Origin of the sequence: Echinicola salinicaeni (genome assembly GCF_014280965.1) — a bacterium.
Lineage (GTDB): Bacteria > Bacteroidota > Bacteroidia > Cytophagales > Cyclobacteriaceae > Echinicola > Echinicola salinicaeni.
Genome location: NZ_JACODZ010000002.1, coordinates 29,801 through 51,946, shown reverse-complemented (window position 1 = coordinate 51,946; position 22,146 = coordinate 29,801). Strand labels below are relative to the sequence as shown.

The 22,146-nt window shown below is 38.6% G+C and carries 15 protein-coding genes; 8 read left to right on the top strand and 7 right to left on the bottom strand.

Features of this window, described 5'->3' with window-relative positions:
- The first annotated feature begins 31 nt into the window (after window positions 1-31).
- The 4 genes from H7U17_RS03800 to H7U17_RS03785 all read left to right on the top strand — a co-directional run bounded on the left by H7U17_RS03800 (window position 32) and on the right by H7U17_RS03785 (window position 5,463).
- The gene (locus H7U17_RS03800; RefSeq protein ID WP_186755028.1) at window positions 32-1,726 is read left to right on the top strand and encodes a DUF885 family protein; all 1,695 of its coding nucleotides are present in this window, start codon (window positions 32-34) and stop codon (window positions 1,724-1,726) included.
- Between the two features lie 25 nt (window positions 1,727-1,751).
- Window positions 1,752-4,442, top strand: a complete 2,691-nt coding sequence (locus tag H7U17_RS03795) for a DUF5695 domain-containing protein (RefSeq protein ID WP_222439130.1) — start codon at window positions 1,752-1,754, stop codon at window positions 4,440-4,442.
- 94 nt (window positions 4,443-4,536) lie between these two features.
- On the top strand, window positions 4,537-4,803 hold the full coding sequence (locus tag H7U17_RS03790; protein WP_186755026.1) for a glycoside hydrolase family protein: 267 nt from the start codon (window positions 4,537-4,539) through the stop codon (window positions 4,801-4,803).
- Between the two features lie 93 nt (window positions 4,804-4,896).
- Window positions 4,897-5,463, top strand: a complete 567-nt coding sequence (locus H7U17_RS03785; RefSeq protein ID WP_222439145.1) for a LamG domain-containing protein — start codon at window positions 4,897-4,899, stop codon at window positions 5,461-5,463.
- On the opposite strand, the gene H7U17_RS03780 is transcribed toward H7U17_RS03785, so the two are convergent.
- Window positions 5,429-7,027: a RagB/SusD family nutrient uptake outer membrane protein gene (locus tag H7U17_RS03780; RefSeq protein WP_186755024.1), complete on the bottom strand. Its 1,599-nt coding sequence runs from the start codon at window positions 7,025-7,027 to the stop codon at window positions 5,429-5,431. The two genes, H7U17_RS03785 and H7U17_RS03780, sit on opposite strands and share 35 nt — an antisense overlap.
- 11 nt (window positions 7,028-7,038) lie before the next feature.
- Window positions 7,039-10,041 carry a SusC/RagA family TonB-linked outer membrane protein gene (locus H7U17_RS03775; RefSeq protein ID WP_186755022.1) on the bottom strand — a complete coding sequence of 1,001 codons (3,003 nt, stop codon included), beginning with the start codon at window positions 10,039-10,041 and terminating at the stop codon, window positions 7,039-7,041.
- Between the two features lie 571 nt (window positions 10,042-10,612).
- Between H7U17_RS03775 and H7U17_RS03770 the strand changes: the two genes are divergently transcribed.
- The 4 genes from H7U17_RS03770 (at window position 10,613) to H7U17_RS03755 (ending at window position 16,095) form a co-directional block, all read left to right on the top strand.
- Window positions 10,613-11,497, top strand: coding sequence for an AraC family transcriptional regulator (locus H7U17_RS03770; protein ID WP_186755020.1), 885 nt, complete (start codon window positions 10,613-10,615; stop codon window positions 11,495-11,497).
- A gap of 508 nt (window positions 11,498-12,005) precedes the next feature.
- Complete coding sequence (gene ppsA / locus H7U17_RS03765; protein WP_186755018.1) at window positions 12,006-14,411, top strand: phosphoenolpyruvate synthase; 2,406 nt, start codon at window positions 12,006-12,008, stop codon at window positions 14,409-14,411.
- A gap of 19 nt (window positions 14,412-14,430) precedes the next feature.
- Window positions 14,431-15,186 carry an SDR family oxidoreductase gene (locus H7U17_RS03760; RefSeq protein ID WP_186755016.1) on the top strand — a complete coding sequence of 252 codons (756 nt, stop codon included), beginning with the start codon at window positions 14,431-14,433 and terminating at the stop codon, window positions 15,184-15,186.
- Between the two features lie 78 nt (window positions 15,187-15,264).
- Window positions 15,265-16,095 (top strand): universal stress protein, encoded by an 831-nt coding sequence (locus H7U17_RS03755; protein ID WP_186755014.1) that lies wholly within the window; start codon window positions 15,265-15,267, stop codon window positions 16,093-16,095.
- A gap of 57 nt (window positions 16,096-16,152) precedes the next feature.
- Here H7U17_RS03755 and H7U17_RS03750 read toward each other — a convergent pair whose 3' ends face one another.
- The 5 genes from H7U17_RS03750 to H7U17_RS03730 all read right to left on the bottom strand — a co-directional run bounded on the left by H7U17_RS03750 (window position 16,153) and on the right by H7U17_RS03730 (window position 22,115).
- Window positions 16,153-18,303: an amylo-alpha-1,6-glucosidase gene (locus tag H7U17_RS03750; protein ID WP_186755013.1), complete on the bottom strand. Its 2,151-nt coding sequence runs from the start codon at window positions 18,301-18,303 to the stop codon at window positions 16,153-16,155.
- Window positions 18,300-19,364, bottom strand: a complete 1,065-nt coding sequence (locus tag H7U17_RS03745) for a glycosyltransferase family 4 protein (RefSeq protein ID WP_186755011.1) — start codon at window positions 19,362-19,364, stop codon at window positions 18,300-18,302. Before H7U17_RS03745 ends, H7U17_RS03750 begins: the two co-directional genes overlap by 4 nt.
- A 324-nt stretch (window positions 19,365-19,688) precedes the next feature.
- Window positions 19,689-19,934 carry an acyl carrier protein gene (locus H7U17_RS03740; protein ID WP_186755009.1) on the bottom strand — a complete coding sequence of 82 codons (246 nt, stop codon included), beginning with the start codon at window positions 19,932-19,934 and terminating at the stop codon, window positions 19,689-19,691.
- The gene (locus H7U17_RS03735) at window positions 19,931-21,127 is read right to left on the bottom strand and encodes a dihydrolipoamide acetyltransferase family protein (RefSeq protein WP_186755007.1); all 1,197 of its coding nucleotides are present in this window, start codon (window positions 21,125-21,127) and stop codon (window positions 19,931-19,933) included. Before H7U17_RS03735 ends, H7U17_RS03740 begins: the two co-directional genes overlap by 4 nt.
- Window positions 21,114-22,115, bottom strand: a complete 1,002-nt coding sequence (locus H7U17_RS03730) for an alpha-ketoacid dehydrogenase subunit beta (RefSeq protein WP_186755005.1) — start codon at window positions 22,113-22,115, stop codon at window positions 21,114-21,116. The genes H7U17_RS03735 and H7U17_RS03730 overlap by 14 nt, the downstream gene beginning before the upstream one ends.
- Window positions 22,116-22,146 lie beyond the last annotated feature (31 nt).

The window sequence follows — 22,146 nt, the reverse complement described above, 5'->3', positions numbered from 1 at the left end:
TGATATCATTCTCCTATAAACCATCTCATACATGAAGAAAATATCCAGTTGTATTATCCTGTTATTATTAAGCTCTTCTTGGCTGCAGGCAAGCGAACTGATCGACCTTATCAATTCCTATAGTGCAGACAAAAGAGCACTTGAACGGGCTTATACCGTCAAAGAATCGGAGGAATATTATCAACGACTATTTCAGTTCTTTGAAGATTGGGAAGATCAGGTAGCACATATCCCATTTGAAAAATTGGGTAAGGAGGGAAAAGCTGATTTTATTCTCCTTAAAAACCTGATAGAAAAAGAAAAATACCAACTCACAAAGAGCTATTCAGCTTATGAAGAAGTAGCTTATGTAGCAGATTTTGCCAGCCCCCTCTACACTTTCATCAGAAAAAGAAGACGAGGTAATCAGCCCGATTCAAAGGAGCTCGCGGGAACCTTCAGTAATATAAAAGAAATGATTCTATCCAAAACGACTGAGCTGAGCAAACAGCCATTCAAAACTTGGATTGAAGCAGATCACGCAGCGCGGGTAGTTTCTTCTTTACAGTTTGGCTTAAAAGAGGCGTTTAAGTTTTATTATAACTATGATCCTGAATTCACTTGGTGGGTAAAATCATCTTACACAGAATTAGAGGAGGCTTTAAACAACTATCATGATTTCTTGAAAGAAAATTATTCAAAAAGCAGTCAGAAAGATGATGGGTCTGGCATCATTGGAAAACCTGTTGGACGAGAGACTTTGATCGAAGAATTGTCATTTGAATTTATTCCTTATTCGCCAGAAGAATTGATTGCTACTGCAGAAAAGCAATTTGAATGGTGCAAGGAGGAAATGATAAAAGCATCTCAAGAAATGGGCTTCGGCAATGATTGGAAAGCGGCTTTGGAGCATGTTAAAGACACCTATGTAGCACCTGGCAAACAGCCGGAAGCCATTAAAGATTTATATGATCATAGCATAAATTTTATTGAGGACAGGGATTTGATCACCATTCCCGACTTAGCAAAAGAAACATGGGGCATGATAATGATGACTCCTGAACGGCAAAAAATCAACCCATTTTTTACTGGAGGGTGGGAAATAAGTATCTCCTATCCCACTGTGGACATGTCATATGAAGATAAAATGATGAGCATGCGGGGCAATAACCCTAATTTTTCTTTTCCCACAGTTCAACATGAATTACACCCAGGACATAACCTGCAGTATTTTATGAATGCACGACATCGTAATTATCGAAGAACATTTAACACCCCTTTTTGGATGGAGGGCTGGGCTTTGTACTGGGAAATTATCCTATGGAACAAAGATTTTCCCCAAACACCTGAACAAAAGATGGGGATGCTTTTTTGGCGAATCCATCGCTGCGCAAGAATTATATTTTCATTGAATTACCAATTGGAAAATTGGACTCCTCAGCAATGTATTGACATGTTGGTAAATGAAGTCGGCCATGAATATGCCAATGCTGAGGCTGAAGTTCGCCGCTCCTTTGCCACAAGCTACACGCCTCCACTTTACCAAATAGCTTATATGATTGGGGGATTACAATTTTATGCATTAAGAGATGAAATGCTCAAAGAAGGGTGGACAGAAAAAGCATTTCATGATCGCGTCATGCAAGAGAACTTTTTACCAGTTGAAATTCTAAGGGCAATTTTATTGGATTTGGACTTATCTAAAGATTATCAGTCCAGCTGGAAATTCTCCACCAATTTCAACTAAGATCAATAACAATTCTATCAAAACTATGAAACCATTATTCATAAAATTCATCTTCTTAATCACTTTACTAGCTACATTAAAAACCCAAGGCCAAGGTTATTGGAGTGAGATCGAAGAAAAAGAACCTACCTTAGGGATAGCTGAAGTCTATCAGAAATTTGAAACTCCCCAATTTCACCTTAAGCTAGTTAAATCTTCTCAAACTGTAGCAAGTTTAAGTCCCAAAAAAGATGCTCGATTTGATTTCACTCCTGGCGATCGCTTGGAACTTAGAGATAAAGATGGATTATACCATTTGGGGGATATCAATCTCAGAATCAGGACGGCCAACCAAGAATGGGTATCCTATTCTACTGCCACTCAGAGAGGCGCGATCAGTCCTTTGGAGTCCACAGGAAATATACTGGCCGCTGCGGATTTAGCGAATACCTTGCCCAAAGATATTCCTGTCCGCATTAAACGTTATTATGAGCTTATACAAGATGAATTGGTGCTGCGCTTTGAAATTACCAATAAATCCAAAGATGCTATAGAAATAGGCGCCTTAGGTATTCCCATGATTTTCAATAATATTTTGGAAGGGAAATCGCTCCAGGAAACCCATGCCCAAAATGTGTTTTACGACCCCTATATTGGTTTGGATGCAGGTTATCTGGAGGTAAAGCGGCTGAATGGACTAGGACCGGCATTATTAGTACTACCTGAAGAAAACATGGCCTTTGAGGCATATAGACCCCTATTGGACGACGCGACACCAAGGAGTATTGTTTTCGAAGGGTTCCATGAATGGATGGCCCATAGTAAAGCCTATGCAGAAAATGAATGGAAGGGTGTAGAACAATGGAATAACCCTACTTCTCATATTTTAGAAGCCAATGAAACAAAAAACTTTTCCATAAAACTGGTGCTTGCTGAAGGCATAGAAGGAATTCAAGATAAGTTGAAAGAGGAGCAAAAGCCCCATGTCACAGGTATACCAGGCTATGTCATTCCCCAGGATACCGAGGCTCAATTATTCATTGATTATCATAGTAATATCAAATCCATCGAAATAGCCCCTAAAGGAGCCCTTAGTATCAAGGAAAATGGCCAAACCGAAAAAGGCATAAAAAAATATGCGATAGAAGGCCTAAAATGGGGCCGGGCAAAAGCCATCATTACTTATGAAAATGGCACCAAACAATCCATCAATTATAAAGTCATTAAACCCGAATCGGAAGTCATCAAAGACTTCGGGAAGTTCCTAATGACCGAGCAATGGTTTGACCAAGCAGACCCTATTTTCAAGAGAAACCCCTCAGTCATCAGTTACGATTATGAAACCAAACAACAACTGACACAAGACAGTAGGGCTTGGGTAGCCGGGCTCAGTGATGAAGGCGGGGCAGGCAGTTGGTTGGCTGCCATCATGAAACAATTGATACAACCGGACAAAGCAGAAATCAACAAGTTGCAAAACTTTATTGACCATACCCTTTGGGGGAATATCCAATACAGCGAGGGTGAAAACCAATATGGCGTCAAAAAAAGTGTTTTCTATTATGAACCAGACTCATTGCCGACTGGTACCTATGAAGATAGTATAAATTATGATACTTGGGCCGCATGGGACCACAAACACTCCAATGATCCAGGAAGGTCCTATAACTATCCCCATGTTGCTGCAGCCTATTGGGTAATGTATAGACTTGCCCGGTACCATGAAGGACTGGTTGATAACAGGCCTTGGAAATGGTATTTGGAGCAGGCTTACCATACCAGTATTGCCATGGTGGAGCAAGCCCCTTATTATGCCCAGTTTGGTCAAATGGAAGGATCTGTTTTTCTATTTATCTTGGAAGATCTAAAACATGAAAGTTTCAAAGAAATGGCGGTTGATCTAGAGACCAAAATGCAAAGTAGGGCCATTCATTGGAAAGCTTTGGAATATCCATTCGGAAGTGAAATGCCATGGGACTCTACAGGCCAAGAAGAAGTCTATATGTGGTCTGACTATTTTGGCTATGATCATAAGGCTTGGGTAACACTAAGGGCTATCTTGGCTTATATGCCTACAATGCCTCATTGGGCTTATAATGGCAATGCCCGACGCTATTGGGATTTCCTATATGGAGGGAAACTATCAAGGGTAGAGCGACAAATCCATCATTATGGTTCTTCCTTAAATGCCATCCCCGTTTTAAAACAATTCCGGAAAACCCCCGAAGACAACTATTTGCTACAAGTAGGTTATGGTGGACTTTTGGGTGGAATTGCCAATATCACCCAAGATGGATTCGGACCTGCAGCCTTCCATTCCTATCCTTCCACCTTGAGGATTGATTATTTATCTGGAGATTATGGATCGGGCTTTTATGGTTATGCAGTCAATACGGCCACCTATATTACCAAAGACGAAGATCTAGGCTGGCTTGCATATGGGGGAAACCTAAGCAGAAAAGGTGATATCATCAAGGTAAAGCTTACTACAGCGGCTAAATCCAAGATCTTTATTGCTCCTGCCAAGATTTGGCTGAGTTTGGATGCAGGTACATTCAGAGAAGTGAGCTACAATTCCAAAACAGGAAGAATGACGATTACATTTGAAGAAAAGGACAAGTTTACGCCAAACGCTTATTTAAGAATTCAAGGGGAATCTAACAAACTACCTTTTGACTTAGTAAGAGGGGCTTATAAAATCCCTTTGGATGATAAAGCAATTGAAGTGAGCTTATAAAAGTTTCAAACCAGTCATTATAACGCCATATTTGATCCCCATTGATTATTTTTCTTTGGGGATCTTTTTTTTCAATTTATATCAAATACAAATCATGGATATACCCTCATTATCATCTTTTAACCTTAGGCACTTTTGGGCTCCTGATATTGTGAAAGGTAAAGATGAAAAATATTATTTATACTTTGGAAACTGTCAAGCTGGCTGCAATATATATGGATATGTTGCTGATATGCCTTTAGGGCCATGGAAAAAGCTTAATGAAGATGATACACCCATAATTTCCCCAGAGATGGGTTTCCTTCTTAAGATATTCATTTTTCAAAAATCACCAACAACGGAAAACTTTCAGGTAGTTTAAAAAAGCAGGGTCAAGTAAATTTTGGCCATGATGAACAGACCAATCTAAATGTATTTGATTTTATTAAGCAGGGAAAATTAGTTTTGGGCCGGCCTGTTCCAGAAAAATTTATCATGGAACGGAGCATTTACAATAACCACATGGGTAAAAAATCCAGAAATTTCTCCAAAAGAAGAAGTTCTCGTATCATGGTGTAACCGTTTCATTTATGGCTTGGCCAACTCTTACAATGCCATGGTTTACAATAATTGCCCTTATGTCGCTGCCATTCAATTGGATGGCCATTTTGATATGCCATATAGCAACTTGCCCACTACTGACCAAAGGCATCATATTGTATTGACTTTTGATGGAGTTATGGAGAAGATATACATTGATGGACACTTGGATAATTCGCAGAAAATGAACCTTTCCTCCGCTACAGAAGATGCCGAAATAATTATCGGGGCTTCAGATATTGGTGAATACTTTTCCGGCTTAATTTCCTCATTTCAAATGTATGACTATGCCTTAAATGAAGAGGAAATCAGCCAAATCAAAAAAGTGCATTTCCATAAAATCATAAAAAAAAAAGCTCGTTCAAGATTTCACTTGAACGAGCTTTTAGACTTAGAAAACCAATTTATTAATTGGAATACCCTGGATTCTGTGAAAGATTAGGGTTTTTATTGATCTCATCATTTGGTATGGGGAAAATGGTTCTGGTTTCAGCCTGTGCATGTGGGCTATGATTAAACCAACTTTTGGTTTGGAAAACACCAAAACGTATCAGGTCCTGTCTTCTATGGGCTTCTACTGCAAATTCCCAACCAAGCTCATCCAAAAACCTTCCATATGGAATATCTGCTCCCCCGGAGCCTTCAATGGTTCCATCTTCTTGTTGTATTCCATAATTATAACTACTTCCTTGCATTAGCTCTGCTCCTGTTACTTGTGCTTGACTTGGATCCGTATTCCTAAAAGCCCGCTCTCTAACTTGAGTAACCAATAATGCTGCTTGATCGGCATTTCCAGTTCTTAACAATGCCTCTGCCTTCATCATAAGAACATCAGCAAAACGGAACATAGGATAATCATTATCCAAAGAGCCAGTTGCTCCATCTTTAATCGCATATTTACCAATTCTAAAACCATCGTTGGATGCTGTTCCATCCATGCTAGGTACCTCTTTTTGGTAGTTTATCATCTCTTCACCGGTACTCGCATTATATTGAGGTCCCATGATCCAAGTATCCTGTAATCGGGTATCTCCTTCCTCATAGGTATCAATAAATTGAGGTACTGCACAGTTTCCTCCCCAAGGGCCTGCTTGCATATTATAAACAAATCTGCTTAGGGGATCAAGTGTTTTCATATGTACCAAGTTTCCAGTCCCATAGATTTCATCATAAGGTACCGCAAAAATTATTTCTGGAGAAGTATGATTTTCCCAATTAAATATTTCCGAATAATTATCATCCAATTCATAGTTAGCACTAGCGATGACTGCATCACATGCGGCAATGCACTTTTCCCACTCGGGTGTTCCTGTATATACTATTGCATTAAGGTAAATCTTAGCTAGAAGTGTTTGAACACCCCATTTATTGAGTTGACCATAAGTGGCACTGGCATCCTCACTCAGTAATGGCATCGTTTCTTCCAATTCGCTCACTACAAAATCATATACTTCAGATCTACTCTTTTGCTCTGGAAGAGATACATCTTTAAAATCTGTCACAATTGGAACATTACCATGGTTGTCCAATAGAAGGTAGTAGGCAAAAGCTCTAGCAGCACGAAGTTCGGCTATCACTTCATCTTTACCATTCGTGATAGGAATTTCTCCATCCTCAATTTGGGACATTACCCGGTTTGCCGTCGTGATGCTTCTATAAGCGCTTTGCCAAATATTGGTTGGCTGCCACTGAAGCGATGTCCAGTTGTGTTGGTGCATTCTCAAATAAGTACCTCCATCATACCATCCGTTAGGTCTGGCGGGAGTGATAATAGCATCAGCAGATTCTTCTTGTGTATCCAAATAACCCTGCCAGCCCATCATTAAGCTCCTAAAAGAGCCATATACTGGGGCTATAATAGACGGAATATCTTTTTCCGTAGGTTGAAAATTACTGGCTACAACTTCAGAAAACACCTCTTCTTCCAAGTCAAGGCAAGAATACAAGCCAGTGCTCAAAATGCCAGCCGTCAAAAGCCACTGGATAGATTTTTTATTGATTATCATAAATGTCTTGTTTAGAAAGTTACATTAAGGCCTAGTGTGTAAGTACGGGTTGTTGGATATTTATCCCTTTGATCATTTCCTGGATCAAATCCAGTAATACTCACCCCTTCCGGGTCGATGCCTTTGTAATTGGTAATCGTGAACAAATTAAGGCCAGATGCATATACTCGTGCATTCTTAAGAAAGCCTAATTTTGGAATTGTATACCCTATGGTCAGGTTGTCCAGTTTTAAATAATCGCCATCTTCGATATAATGACTCACCAAGGCCAAATCACTGTTGAGTCTTTGCCCATATACTGGATCGTAAGCAGTTTTCAGCATGTTATAGGCAGGATTATAGGGGTTTTCATAAAACATTCGCTGAAAATTCAGTATCTCGTGACCAAAAGCTCCTCTGAAGTTTGCCTGCATATCGAAGTTCTTATAACGGAAACTATTATTGAACCCTAGGATATGTAAGGGTATCCCGTTTCCATAAAACTGACGGTCCTCTTGTGAAGCTTGGCTGATTGGAATGGCTTCGCCTTCAGTATTTTCTACCATCCATTCGCCAGTCTCTGTCAAACCCACTGTTTTCCAAACATAGAACCTTCCAATAGCTCCTCCTACTTCTACACGGTGGGTATAATCCTGAATGGGCTCTCCTGTATAACCTGCTGTAAAAAAGTCATTGGTTGCTTCAAATTGGTCATTGGATAAGGATACCAGTTTGTTCCGATTAGTAGAATAGGTAATAGCGGTATTCCAATTGAAATTTTTATTTTGGACAGGTACAACATTAACCAATACCTCCATTCCATCATTTTGCAACACACCGGCATTGATGGTCATCGAACTGGTCAAGTATGGAGGTACTGGCACTGGGAAGTTATACAATAGGTCCTTAATGTCTCTTCTATATACATCAATGGAACCACTAAGCCTGTCTCCAAAAAAACTATAATCAATCCCGAAATTGTATTCCTCTTTTCTTTCCCACCTTAAATCTGGGTTAAAGTTCCTTGCAGGAACAAAACCTTGGACCCATTTACCACCAATAAAAGCTCCTTGTGCTCTAGTAAAGTCATAACTTATTTGTGATAAATAGGGAGAATTGGCTATTGTACCAGTAACGCCAAAGCCTGCTCTTATCTTTATCTCATCTATATTGTTGATATTTTCAAAAAATGGTTCATTACTGATTCTCCAACCCAAAGAAACAGCGGGAAAGGTTCCCCATTGACTATTTTCTCCAAAACGAGAGGATCCTTCTCTTCGAACACTGGCCATAAACAAATATTTGTCATTATAACTATAGGTTGCTCTACCAAAAAAACCTGCAAGCTGCCACTTGTTTTTAGAGCTTCCCATACCTGCTTGTCCAGCTTGTAGCGCAGCACCAGCCCCCAAGTTATTCCAACCGTATAAATCAGTGGGAAAGTCCCAGTTGGAAGCATTAAAATCTTCATATGTGGCATCTTGCCAGCTATAGCCTCCTAGCAAAGTAAAAAAATGATCCCCTATGGCTTTGTTATAATTGGTCGTAAATTCCAACAAGTTTTCATTGTAAGCACTTGTTGATCTTGAAGCTGTTCCGTTTTGGTTATTAAGCCAAGTGTTAGTGTGATTAAATGTCGTCGCATACCCGGTGAGATTACTATTTTGAACATTAGAAACCATAAGTTTCATATCCAAATTATCTATTGGATTATAGTTCAAACTACCATTTACCCGCATTTCCTTAAACTTAGATTCAGCATTGGCTTCATAAATTCTCGATATTGGATTTTCATAAAAATAACCATCCCGCTCTTGCCAATTTCCATCTTCTGTCCTGACACGGTCAGTCGGGTTACGAATAATGGCCTGTCTGTACGCATACCCATCAGCTCCACCTTGATCACGTGTAAACACCCTATTGATCAGCTGGATATTAGCCCGTAATTTATCATCATACATGCTATGATTTAAATCCGCCCGAATGTTAAAACGTTCTTGATTTGACCTTAAAAATATTCCTTGCCAGTTCCGGTAATTAACCGATGCAGTAAAATTCGTGGTCCTATCACCACCATAAAAACTCAAATTATGATTGTGACTAATCGGGTTTCGGGTCATTTCATCCACCCAGTCTGTATTCCCTCCATAATCGGTATAACCTATGCCTTCCTCTTCAATCAATCTTCTATAATCATCACCAGTAAGTAATTCTGGTTTTCTTGCGATGGTCTGAACACTTAAATAACTACTGTAGTTAATGGAATTTTTTGCCCCTCCCGAATTTTTCTTCGTCGTGATCAAAATAACTCCTCCTGTAGCTCGTGTGCCATAGATAGCAGCAGCTGAACCATCCTTGAGAACATCCACTGATTCAATATCTTCAGGTGGTACTGTATTGAGGTTTCCGGGAATACCATCAATCAAGACCAAAGGATCAGAGGTACCATTAATACTATTTATCCCCCTAAGGTTAATTTGTGTGTTGGAACCAGGGTCACCACTAGGAGTAGTCACGCGAAGACCGGCAACCTTTCCTTGGATCAACTGAGCAGCATCCCTTACAGCACCTTTTACAAAATCTTCTTCTTTAACCCCTCCAATAGAACTGGTTACATCACCTTTTCGCATCGTACCATACCCAACAACTACGACTTCGGTCATTGAAGTAGTCTCTGGTTCAAGGATGATAGATAAGTCCTTATCAGTAAATACATCTACTTCCTTAGTTCCAAAACCAATAAAACTAAAGACCAATGTGGCCCCTTCCTCTGGAATATCTATTGAAAATTTTCCATTGATATCCGTAGTAACTCCTTTGGTAGTTCCTTTGATGATTATTGAAACTCCAGGCAAAGAGAGACCATCCTCATCGCTAATAACCGTACCTGTAACAGTGTGCTCCCTTAATTGGTTGAAAGCAGCATTACTTGAGTAGGTTAAATAGGGCCTAGCTAATAGGTCTGTACCCCCTAAATAGTGCCCTAAAAAACACATTACTCCGAGCAATGTCATTTTTTTTGTAAAATTTTTCATATAGTTTATTAAATGGTTTGAATAGAGTTAAAAAACAAATACAATCAACTGTAAGTCAATCATATAAAATCAACAATGTAAATCTAGCCAATGCATTTCCGAAAAAATTAAACCATAATACCCTATCCTAATACAGAATTATCATGAATCGAATGAGTGGAAAAATGATGCGAAAGCTGGTGATCAAATGATATTCAATGTATAAACGGATATTTTTTAACCCCACTTTTCATGACTCAAGTCAAACCCTCACCTATTTGATATATTATTTAATCATTATACACCACAACCTAAAAACACCAAGCATCACATCATCAGTCTAACAAAATATTCTTCTAATCAACAAAAACTATTATACAGATTTATTCAATACTTATACATTATTAACATCTCTGATGCATTTATGAAAAATAGTGGTTAGACTTAAAACACTAAAAGTGTGAAAAACACATTAATCAATTGAATGAAATTATTTTTGTTTACTACCATATTCAATTGAAGCCTAAGTTCTGTCATTTGAAAGACAAGAAAACCCAAAAATAGCCCATAGAACAACCCTAACAATTATCTTATGAAACCGTTATTATTCAAAATCGCTAAAACAGAAGAAGAAGCTGTAAAAATCTTACAAGAAGACTATCCCTACTTCTATGATAATTTGCATTATCATGAAGAAACCCAGATCATGGTAATTACAGAAGGAAAAGGCACCTATTTTATAGGTGATTCTATCGGAAACTTTCAAGCAGGAGACATCTTTATTTTAGGTTCTAACCTTCCACATTTCTTCCGCAGTGACAAACCCTACTACCAAGAAGGGTCTTCTCTGAGGTCTAAGAATATCTCTATACTGTTTTCATTAGAAAGTCTTGGAGAAAAATTATTGAACTTACCGGAGTTTTATGCGATTAAAAAACTATTGTACAACAGCAAAAAAGGTTTGGTGGTACTTGGTAATTCAAGAAAGGGACTTTACAAAGCTGCACACAAAATAGGTCAAAAAGACAGGTTGAGTAGAATAATATACTTGTTCAAGTGGTTAAACAAACTGTCGAAATCAGATGAGTTAACATCCATTAGTCATATAAATTTCAATCAAGAGACCAGTCCAAATGACACCAAAAAAGTAAATGAAGTTATATCCTATATTATGGAAAACTTTGCTAACGATATTACGCTGGCAGATGCATCAGAAGTGGCGAACCTAAGTGTAAATTCATTTTGCCGTTTTTTCAAACAACATACAAGAAAAACATTCTCCCAATTCCTTAACGAAATACGGATAGGCCATGCTTGCAAACAATTAATTGAAGAAAAATATAGTATAAAAGAGGTCGCATATGATAATGGATATTATAACGTATCCTATTTCAATAGACAATTCAAATTGATCACTGGATATACCCCCTCTGATTATTATAAAGTCCATACCCAAACACACAACTTGGCGAGTTAATCTTATTTTTTACAATCAACTCTCCAAGATTTTGACCTATTATCTTAATCAAAACTCTTAGTTTGATAAGTCCAAATGGGCAGTTTATTGAGATAACTTAAGCAGTTAACAATCAAGGCTTTGACTCATCTCTTAAACTGCCTATTTTACTGAGACCAAATATTCAAGCTTAACACATATGTCTACTCCATTAGAGCATAAATAGTTTGTGGATTTTTTTACTTTGGCTAATGCTGTCTACCCTCACTCCACCGATATAGTTTTTTCACTCACACCTTCAACAACCAATAAAATCATCGTGAAACGAACTGATATCCAATTTCTAAGCGGCTCGTTTTAATAGCATGATACTGATCATCCCAAAGAACAATTACCATCATTTTTTATAGGATAAAATGGTATTAGATTGAATCAATAATGAAAGAATTCGCCTGTATTATAACTCTATTGTTAAAGGTTTTCTAAATATAACAACCTGGTTAAACTTCATCAATAAACCAATTTTCGTATGGCAACATCCTCGCTTTCATATTGCATCCCTTTCTCTCAAATTTCAAATAAAGACGTACAGAAAGTTGGAGGGAAAAATGCCTCTCTGGGAGAAATGACACAAAGACTTCAACCATTGGGAATCAATATCCCTGAGGGCTTTGCCATTACGGCCACTTCCTATCAAGAATTTATTGACGCCAATCTACTAGAGCCACTGCTTATTGAACAATTGGGCCAATTGGATAGCGAAGGATTAAGTAATCTTGCAGCAATCGGGAAAAATTGTCGAAAAATAATTGCCCAAGGCAAATTCCCGGAATCAATCGTCACTGCCATAATCGAAAACTACCATCAACTCAACCAAAATGGGGATACTTTTGCTGTGCGCAGTAGTGCTACAGCAGAAGACCTTCCTTCCGCAAGTTTTGCAGGTCAGCATGATAGTTTTCTAAATATTAGTGGCACAAAAAATCTCATCGAAGCTGTCCATGCCTGTTATGTTTCTCTTTTTAATGATCGAGCCATTAAATACAGAATTGACAATGGATTTGATCATATGAAAGTGGCACTTTCTGTAGGGGTTCAAAAAATGGTCAGATCGGATATTGGAGCTGCCGGCATAGCCTTTACTCTAGATCCAGAAAGTGGTTTTGAAAATGTCATCTATATCACTTCCATTTATGGATTGGGAGAAAATATTGTACAGGGTGCGGTGAATCCTGATGAATTTTATCTCTTCAAACCATTTCTGGCTCAAAATAAAGCCCAAATACTTTACAAAAAGCTGGGGTTTAAGCAACACAAAATGGTCTATACTAAAAACAACTCTAAGCCAATTAAAAACATTCCGTGCACCAAAGAAGAAAAGAATAGCTTTTCCCTTTCTGATGAAGAAGTCAAAAAATTAGGTATGGATTGTTATCAAATTGAAAAGCATTATAAGATGCCGATGGACATTGAATGGGCAAAAGACGGTAATACCGGGAAAATCTTTATTGTTCAGGCCAGGCCAGAGACCATTCATTCCCAAAAGGACAAAAATAAAATACAGGAAAAGGAATTTAAACTCTTATCAAAACCAAAGCCTCTCTGTTCAGGAACTGCCGTAGGTAGGTCTATTATTTCAGGGAGGGTGAGATTGGTACAAAGTCTTCAGGATGAACATAAAGTGCAAGAAGGGGATATTATTGTTGCAGACATCACCAGTCCTGACTGGAACCCCATGCTTCGCAAAGCGGTAAGCATAGTCACCAACAAAGGAGGAAGAACCAGTCATGCCAGCATAGTAGCCAGAGAACTGGGAATACATGCCGTGGTAGGCGCTCAAAATGCTACTAAAAAATTAAAAGATGGGCAACTCATCACTGTTTCCTGCATTGAAGGGGATACAGGCTATATATATGATGGTGAAATCAAATGGGAGGAAAAACAAGTTACGCTATCGAAAGATATCAACACCAAAACCGAACCTAAATTCATTTTGGCCAACCCTTTTCAAGCTTTCCGCCTATCCAACTATCCAAACCTAGGGGTAGGCCTACTAAGAATGGAATTTATAGTGGCAGATGTCATAGGCATTCATCCCATCGCTTTGGCACGATTCAATGATCTGCCAGAAGGACCGGAAAAAAAGGAAATCGAAAAGAAAACAGCCTATTATACTAACAAAAAGAACTTTTTCACTGCTACCCTTTCCCAACATTTGGGATTGGTTGCGGCCGCATTTTATCCCAAAGAAGTCATCGTGCGGATGAGTGATTTCAAAAGTAATGAATATGCGAGGCTATTGGGCGGAAAAAATTTCGAACCTGATGAAGAAAACCCTATGCTAGGGTTCAGGGGAGCTTCCAGATATTACCACGTGGATTATAGAGAAGGCTTTGCCCTGGAATGTGAGGCCATCAGAATCCTTAGGGACGATATGGGAATGACCAATATTAAAATAATGATACCATTTTGCCGCAGCCCAGAAGAAGGTAAAAAAGTGCTTGAAACTATGAAACATTTTGGTTTGGAAAGAGGCAAAAATGGACTAGAAATATATGTAATGGCCGAGCTTCCCAGTAATGCCATATTGGCCAATGAATTTGCGGGCCTGTTTGATGGTTTTTCCATTGGCTCAAATGATCTTACCCAATTGGTACTTGGGGTAGACAGGGATTCCACGATCATTCATCACTTATTTGATGAAAAAAATCAAGCCGTAAAAAGCATGATATCTCAACTGATCCAGGCAGCCCATTCCAATGGCATTAAAGTAGGCCTATGTGGTCAAGCTCCCAGTGATTTCCCTGAATTCACCCAATTTTTGGTTTCAGAGGGAATAGATAGTATCTCCTTTAATCCAGATGCCCTGATAAGCGGAATAGAAAATATTACGAAAGCAGAAAAGAAACATCAAAAAACCTCCTTGAACATATAAACCTAAAAATAGAACTGTCATGTATGAATCTCTCAAAAACAAAACTGTATTGGTCACCGGAGGCAACAGTGGTATTGGTCATGCTACAGCTATTAGCCTTGGGAAAGCCGGTGCCAATGTGGTAATAGCTGATTTATCAGAAAGTAAGGAGACAGAAGAATTGGTAAAGAAGTCAGGTGGTAAAACCATCTTTATTTCTTGTGATGTCTCCAATGATCAGCAAGTGATGAACTTAATAAACAAGTCGATAGCAACCTTTGGAAAGCTGGATTATGCATTTAATAATGCCGGTATCGAAGGCCTTTCTGCTCCCACCCATGAATCCACCCAAAACAATTGGGACAAGGTCATCAACACCAATCTTAAAGGGGTTTGGCTTTGTATGCAATATGAAATAGAGCATATGCTAAAAAATGGGAAAGGAGCTATTGTCAATAACTCTTCTGTCGCAGGCCTGGTGGGCTTCGCCAATATCGCTCCCTATGTGGCCTCCAAACATGGCGTTATAGGCCTAACTAAAACCGCTGCTTTGGAATATGCCCAAGAAGGTATCAGGGTAAATGCTGTATGTCCTGGTGTAATTAAAACAGCTATGATAGATCGATTTACCGGAAATGATGAAAAAGTACTGAAAGAATTTGAGAATATGGAACCTATAGGTCGCCTAGGTTTGCCCCAAGAAATAGCCGATGCTGTATTATGGCTTTTGTCTGATCAATCTTCCTTTGTTACAGGACATGCCTTGGCAGTAGATGGAGGGTTTGTAGCAAAATAATACTCATCAATTCCTTCTTATAGTAAGAATAAGCAACAATAATGAACTTAAAAAATTCATCAATTTTCAAAATAGACCATGAATAAAATCCTCGTCCCATATGATTTTTCGAAACCTGCAAAAAATGCCTTTAATTTTGCTGCTGAAATAGCTAGCAAAACGGGTGGTGAGGTAGTTATAATTCATGTAATCTATACCTCTCCCATGTATGAAACTATTTATTTAAGAGGCCATGATGGTAACCTTAATTTTATCCAAGAAATGCAGGAATCCATACAAAAGGACCTTTTAAGCAATTCGAAGCTTCAAACCAAACCGAATATTAGCACAAAGATCATCAGTACAAATGGAAGTATAGTAGCGGCCATTTTAGAAAAAATAGCAGAACTAGGAATTGATCTAGTTGTTATGGGGACTTCAGGAAATGAGGGCTTAGATGGTTTTCTCTTTGGTTCAATCACAAAAAAAATCATTAGGAAATCAAATGTTCCTGTTTTAGCATTGGAAAATGAGGCTAAGGTTTCCGAAATAAAACACATTCTCCTTCCATCAAATCTGGAATTGGGGCAGGAAAATTTTATTCAAAAAGTCAAAGCACTACAAGCATTTTTTGATGCTCATATCCATCTGCTCCTAATCAACACTCCTATGCACTTCCAACCTGAAGCAGAAGGCAAGATGGAGTTGGACAATTTTGTAAAACATCACCGCCTCCAAAACTGCCAACCATATTTCACCAATCATTGGACCGAAGAAAAAGGCATTATAGCATTTCAATCATCACATAAAATTGATTTGATCGCCATGTCTACCCATGTGAGAAAGGGACTTAGTCATGCATTTTATGGAAGTATAACTGAGGACACACTACAACATAGTAAATGCCCAATTTGGACTTTTCGTATTTAAAAAAAGGCGCAATTTCAAGCCCTTCCATAAAGCTAAAAAAGTCAGGACATTTTAAAACTATTTGATCACAATCACTTCCCAATCATCCCCTTTGCTTACTATATTGATCCCCACATCTGTTTTATGGCGAACCAATTCAATATGAGCACTTTCATCACCCAGCTTCAAATTCCTAATGGTCATAGCATTAATAAAATCAGGTAATAAGGTTTGTTTAAAATGTAATACTTTATTGACTGCATCTATTTCCAATCCGAGGATAGATTGAAATAACATATATAATCCGGCCACTGACCAAGCCTGGGGGGAACAAGCTACTGGATAGGCTATAGGACCTTCGCCTTCTACCCTATCAAATCCACAGAAAAGTTCAGGCAAACGGAAAGAATCTCCGAACATAGAAAAATCGGTCAATGATTTAAATATTTTAAGTGCATACTCACTTTTACCATACTTGGACAATCCATAAGCGATCAAAGCGATATCATGTGGCCATATAGAGCCATTATGGTAAGACATAGGGTTATACCTTACTTCATTGGCTGATAAGGTCCTGATTCCCCAACCAGAGAACATTTTTTTACTGAATAATGTCTCTGTAAGCCGTTGGACATATTCTTCTTTTACAATTCCCGTAATCAGGCATTGACCGGCATTGGAGGAAATCACCTTGCAGGGCGTTTTATTGGCATCCAAGGCCAAACAGTAACAACCTATTCTATCATCCCAAAAAGCTTTATTGAATTTTTCTTTAAGGATCTCTGCCTCCTTCACCAAGCTTTCTGCTATTTCCCCATCATTAAGCTGCTGGGCTAAATAACCAGCTTGAATCTTGGCTTCATACACATAAGCCTGTACCTCGCATAGCACTATGGGTGGTTCTGCCAAGCTCCCATCTTCATGGCTTATTGAATCGTTGGAATCTTTCCAGCCTTGATTGACCAGGCCTGATTCCGAACGTTTTTGATATTCTACAAATCCATCTTGATCAATATCTCCATAATTATCAATCCAATCCAGAGCGGCTTTTATATTATCCCAAATCTTTTTGATCAAGGTAAAATCTCCGGTACGCTTAAAATATTTGCCAGCAAGAATGATAAATAGTGGTGTAGCATCAATGGTTCCATAATATTTTTTAAAGGGTACTTCACCTGTATTCACCATTTCACCACTCCTGGCTTCATGCAATATTTTTCCAGGCTCAGAATCATTCCGTTCATCCAAGGTCTTCGATTGCGTATGTGCAAGATATAAGAGGACCCCCTTGGCGATTGCAGGCGCAGCCCATAACATCTCAAAGGCAGTGATTATTCCATCCCGACCAAAAGTGGTATTAAACCAAGGCACTCCAGCATAGGGATAATAGCCAAAATCTGTAAGATTCATCAATGAAATCAGATCAATCTTCGACCGTTTTATCCAATGATCAAATATCTCATTATTAGTGGTGATTTCCGCCAGATACTGGTTCGTTTCATTAATATTCTTCATTAGGCCCATCAAGGCTTCCCCATATTGTTTTTTTTCAATGATTTCGCCATTAATATCAAAACGCATCAAGATATGGATTTCAAAGCTCGCTTTTGGAGCTAAAGAAAACCTGTATTCAAAACCGTTTTCTGCAATAATTTGGGGTTTTGGTTCAAAATCTAATATGGTTTTTCGAGTCACTTTATCAAGCCCCTCATAAGCCAAATGAAGGCTATTGTCTCCATTGGTACTGAAAGGGTACCTATTTCCTTTCTGCTCTCTTTCCATTCCACGCACCTCAAAAATATCTTGGAAATCACTACTGATAAAAAAGTTAATATCCAAAAAGCATTCTTCATTACTGTGATTCGTCAAAACTATTTTTTCATGACATTCACCCTTTTGCAAAAATTTACTTCTATTTAATGAAATGGTTCCAGCAGGAATAGTACTACCAGTCCCCTTGATTTTGGGATTGGTTAAAGCCGAATGCAACACTTCATTGGACTCACCGATAGATGCCCCAAGCAACACAGGATTGAAACCATTGATTTTTAGAATATAATGAGATATAAATCTGGTATCTTTATGGTAAAGCCCTTGTTCCCCATTACTTATATAAATAATATCTCCGGAAGGATGAAAAACGCCAAAAGTATCCGCTTGGTTTAATACAATCTTTTCAAGATTAACATAAGGCGAAATATCATATCGTTTCTCTTTTTCTGTAATCATTGTTTCCTCATTAATTGATTGGAAAACGGGACCATTGAATTTTCCTCAAGAACAATTTCATAGACCTTCAAATAATCATTGGCCATTCGACTCACTAAAAAACGTTCCTCGAAATCTTTTCGGCAATTACGCCTCTCAATTATCCCTATATTATTAACGGCATTTACTGCCTCTTCAATGGAATTAACAATAAACCCCGTTTTTTCGTGACGTATGATTTCTGGGACCGAACCGTTATTAAAAGCAACGACTGGTGTACCACAGGCGATGGCTTCTATCATGACCAATCCAAAAGGCTCAGGCCAAGCAATAGGGAATAATAATGCCTTTGCATTCCCATAAAATCTATCTTTTTGATCTTCTCGAATTTCCCCAACAAATTCAACAAGCGGATCATCCAATAAGGGCCTTATGGAATTTTCAAAATAATTAATATCTGCTTTTTCAATTTTTGCAGCAATTTTCAATTTAATATTGGTTTGCTGTGCGATCTTAATTGCCCGATCCACGCCTTTCTCTGGAGAAATTCTGCCAACAAATGCCAAATAATCACCGCTATCTGGAAAATAGACATACTCATTGGGCAACCCATGATAAACAGTTGATATCCAATTAGCAAAGGCTAATGGTAATCGCTGGTTATCTGAAATAGACACTAGTGGCATTTCATCATATTCCCTGTATAAGGATTGTAGATCAGGAATATCCAGACGCCCATGCAAAGTTGAAATTTGAGGATAACCACACATTCTACTCAAGGGATAGTGAAAGTAATCAATATGGTAGTGCACAATATCAAACTCATGAATATGGTCAAGCACCTTTTGTAATAATAAAACATGGTGTACCAAGGGATCAGTATACTTTTCACTCAAACGTAAAGATTCATCTACTACAGGTATAAATCGAGCATTAGTATTGGAGTCGGCTGAAGCAAAAAGTGTTACTTCATGGCCTTTTCTAACTAATTCTTCAGTGAGATAAGAAACCACCCTTTCTGTACCCCCATAGGTTTTAGGAGGTACACTTTCATACAGCGGAGCTACTTGTGCAATTCTCATTATTTTCCCCTAAGGGTATTAAGATTATCCATTCTATTTTCCCTATAATGTTAAGGAAAAACGAGAGAAATTCAGATGATAAAAACCTCAGCTTTCAATGATACTTATCACTGATTAACAATTACTTACAATACCCCCCTTGAAATACAATAATAAATTAGAAATAAAGACAAAGAGTAGGAAGGTCAGGTTTAAAAAATCCCATACGGTAAAGTCGGTAAAGAGGATAGAGAATCTCTTTTACTTATAAATTGATACTTATTGAGCCGTATTCATTTTCAATCATTCTATCCTTTAACTATTGATTTCATTATAAAATCACTATCAATGGAGTCTTTTTTCTAAATAAATCAGTAGGTTTTTCAAATTGCCCGTCTGACCATAATCCTTTTCAGGGATATCCACTCCCAATTTCTCACTCAAGGCAACTATAAACTGTAGGGCATCATAAGAGTCTATATTTAAGGACTCTCTAATGTTTTCATCTAAAGTCAAACTGCTTGGATCAGTTTCCGGTGCCACCTGTTTTAATAAACCATAAACAATATTTAATATTTCTGCTTCCTTCATAATTCTTCAGGATTTTGTAAGTTTTTATTAAGAGCATCCAGGAATCGGCTACCGACAAGTCCATCAGTAGCCCTATGGTCCCCGGCCAATGTAGCATGAAGTACTGGACGAATCCCAACCATTCCATTTTCTACAATGGCCTCATCTATGACATTTCCTAATCCTATAATTGCTATCTGGGGGGGATAAATAATTCCAAACACCTTATCAGCACCTCCTTCTCCAATACTGGTAAGGGTAATTGTAGCCTCTGATAAGTCGGAACTCCGTAGTTTAAAAGCCCTTGCTCTGGGAATTATTTCATTAAGCCATTCCATGATCTCATCAATACTTTTCAAATCAGCGTTTTTAATGGCAGGCACAATAATTCCACCTCCCCTTAAGGACAGTACAAAACCAATATTGATCTCATTTTTTATCACTAGCTCATCTTCCCAAACCCCATTGATTTCAGGAACTTCTTCAATTGAACTGGCTACTGCCTTAATGAAAAGTACTGCTGATAATAACCTTTTTTGGATGGGCCTATCCTCATTTGTTTTTCTCAACCAGTCCAAGGATTTACTCATATCAATTTTTTTCTCTAAATAGTAATGAGGAATCTCTCTCTTGGACTTAGTCATCGCCGCTGCTACGGCTGCTCTAATCGACTTTTGGGATGGCACATTAATTTGACTAGTACTAGAGGGAATAGGCTGCTTTTCAATAGGTGATACCTTGGGAGAGGTCCCTGACACTGCCAATTCTTCAATGGCCTTTTCCACATCCTTTTTCACAATTTCCCCTTCTGGACCAGTCCCCTTTAATTTGCCATAATCAATTTTATTGTCTGTAGCCATTCGTTTCGCTAGAGGAGTAATCTTTAGCCGTTTTGCATTAGTCTGATGGGCTTGCTCAACGCTTTTTTTCTTTATTTCTTCAGGTGCTTCGGACACTTCTAATTTTTGTGGTTTTTCATCCACTGGTCTGATCATTGCCAAAACGGTTCCCACAGGGACTTTCGCCCCCTCCTCAACCATAAATCGTTCAATTATTCCATCATCAAAGACTTCAATTTCTATCAAGCCTTTTTGGGTTTCCACATCAGCAATGATATCTCCATGACTTATCTGATCCCCTACACTTTTCCTCCATTCTACTAAGGTACCCGCTTCCATATCCGCCCCTAAACTGGGCATTTTAAACGCTATCATGGCCTAATATTTTTTTTATTGCAACAATAATATCCTCACTTTGGGGAACAGATGCGTCTTCAAGGTGTTTGGGATATGGGATAGGAACTTCTGCTCCGCAAAGTCGATACAAAGGAGCATCCAATTCAAAAAAGGCCTTTTCACTAATTCTGGCCAAAACCTCCGAAGCTATCCCCACCGATTTCCAAGCATCCTCTACAACTATGGCTCTATGCGTTTTGCTGACAGTCGAAAGAATACTCTCTTCATCCAAGGGCCTTAATACCCGTAAATCAAGCACCTCCACTTCAATGCCCAATTCAAAAAGCCTTTCAGCCGCTTCCAAGCATTTATATACCCCATTACCATATGTTATCAGGCTTATATCCCTGCCTTCCCTTCTTACTTTTGCTTTACTAATGTCCACCGTAAAAGGATCAGCAGGGATTTCCCCCTCCCTATTCAACATAAAAGTATATTCCAACATAACTACTGGGTCAGGGCTTTTCAGTGATGCAGCAAGCATTCCTCTAGCATCCTCATGAGTGCCCACTGACAATACAATCAATCCCGGTACATGAGCGAAAAAAGGCTCCCAACTATGAGAATGCTGTGCTGCTAATTGCCGGCCTATCCCACAACCAATCCTGATCACCAAGGGAACATTCACCTGTCCCCCTGACATATGCAGTAAGGTAGCTGCATTATTGATAATCTGGTCCATGGCCAATAAACTAAAATTGACGGTCATGATTTCCACGATGGGCTTCATCCCAGCCATCGCTGATCCAATACCTGCTCCCACAAAACCAGATTCGGACAAGGGCACATCCATGACCCTTTCAGGACCAAACTCTTTTAATAAGCCTTTACTTACGGCAAAAGCTCCTCCATAACGACCAACATCCTCCCCCATAAGAAATATTCGATCATCATCCCGCAAGGCTTCCCAGTGAGCCTGTTTTAAAGCTTCTCGATAGGTTATTTTATGGGTATTCTCATCTGCCATTTTCCTTTATTATAGTGGAGTAGTTAATTAG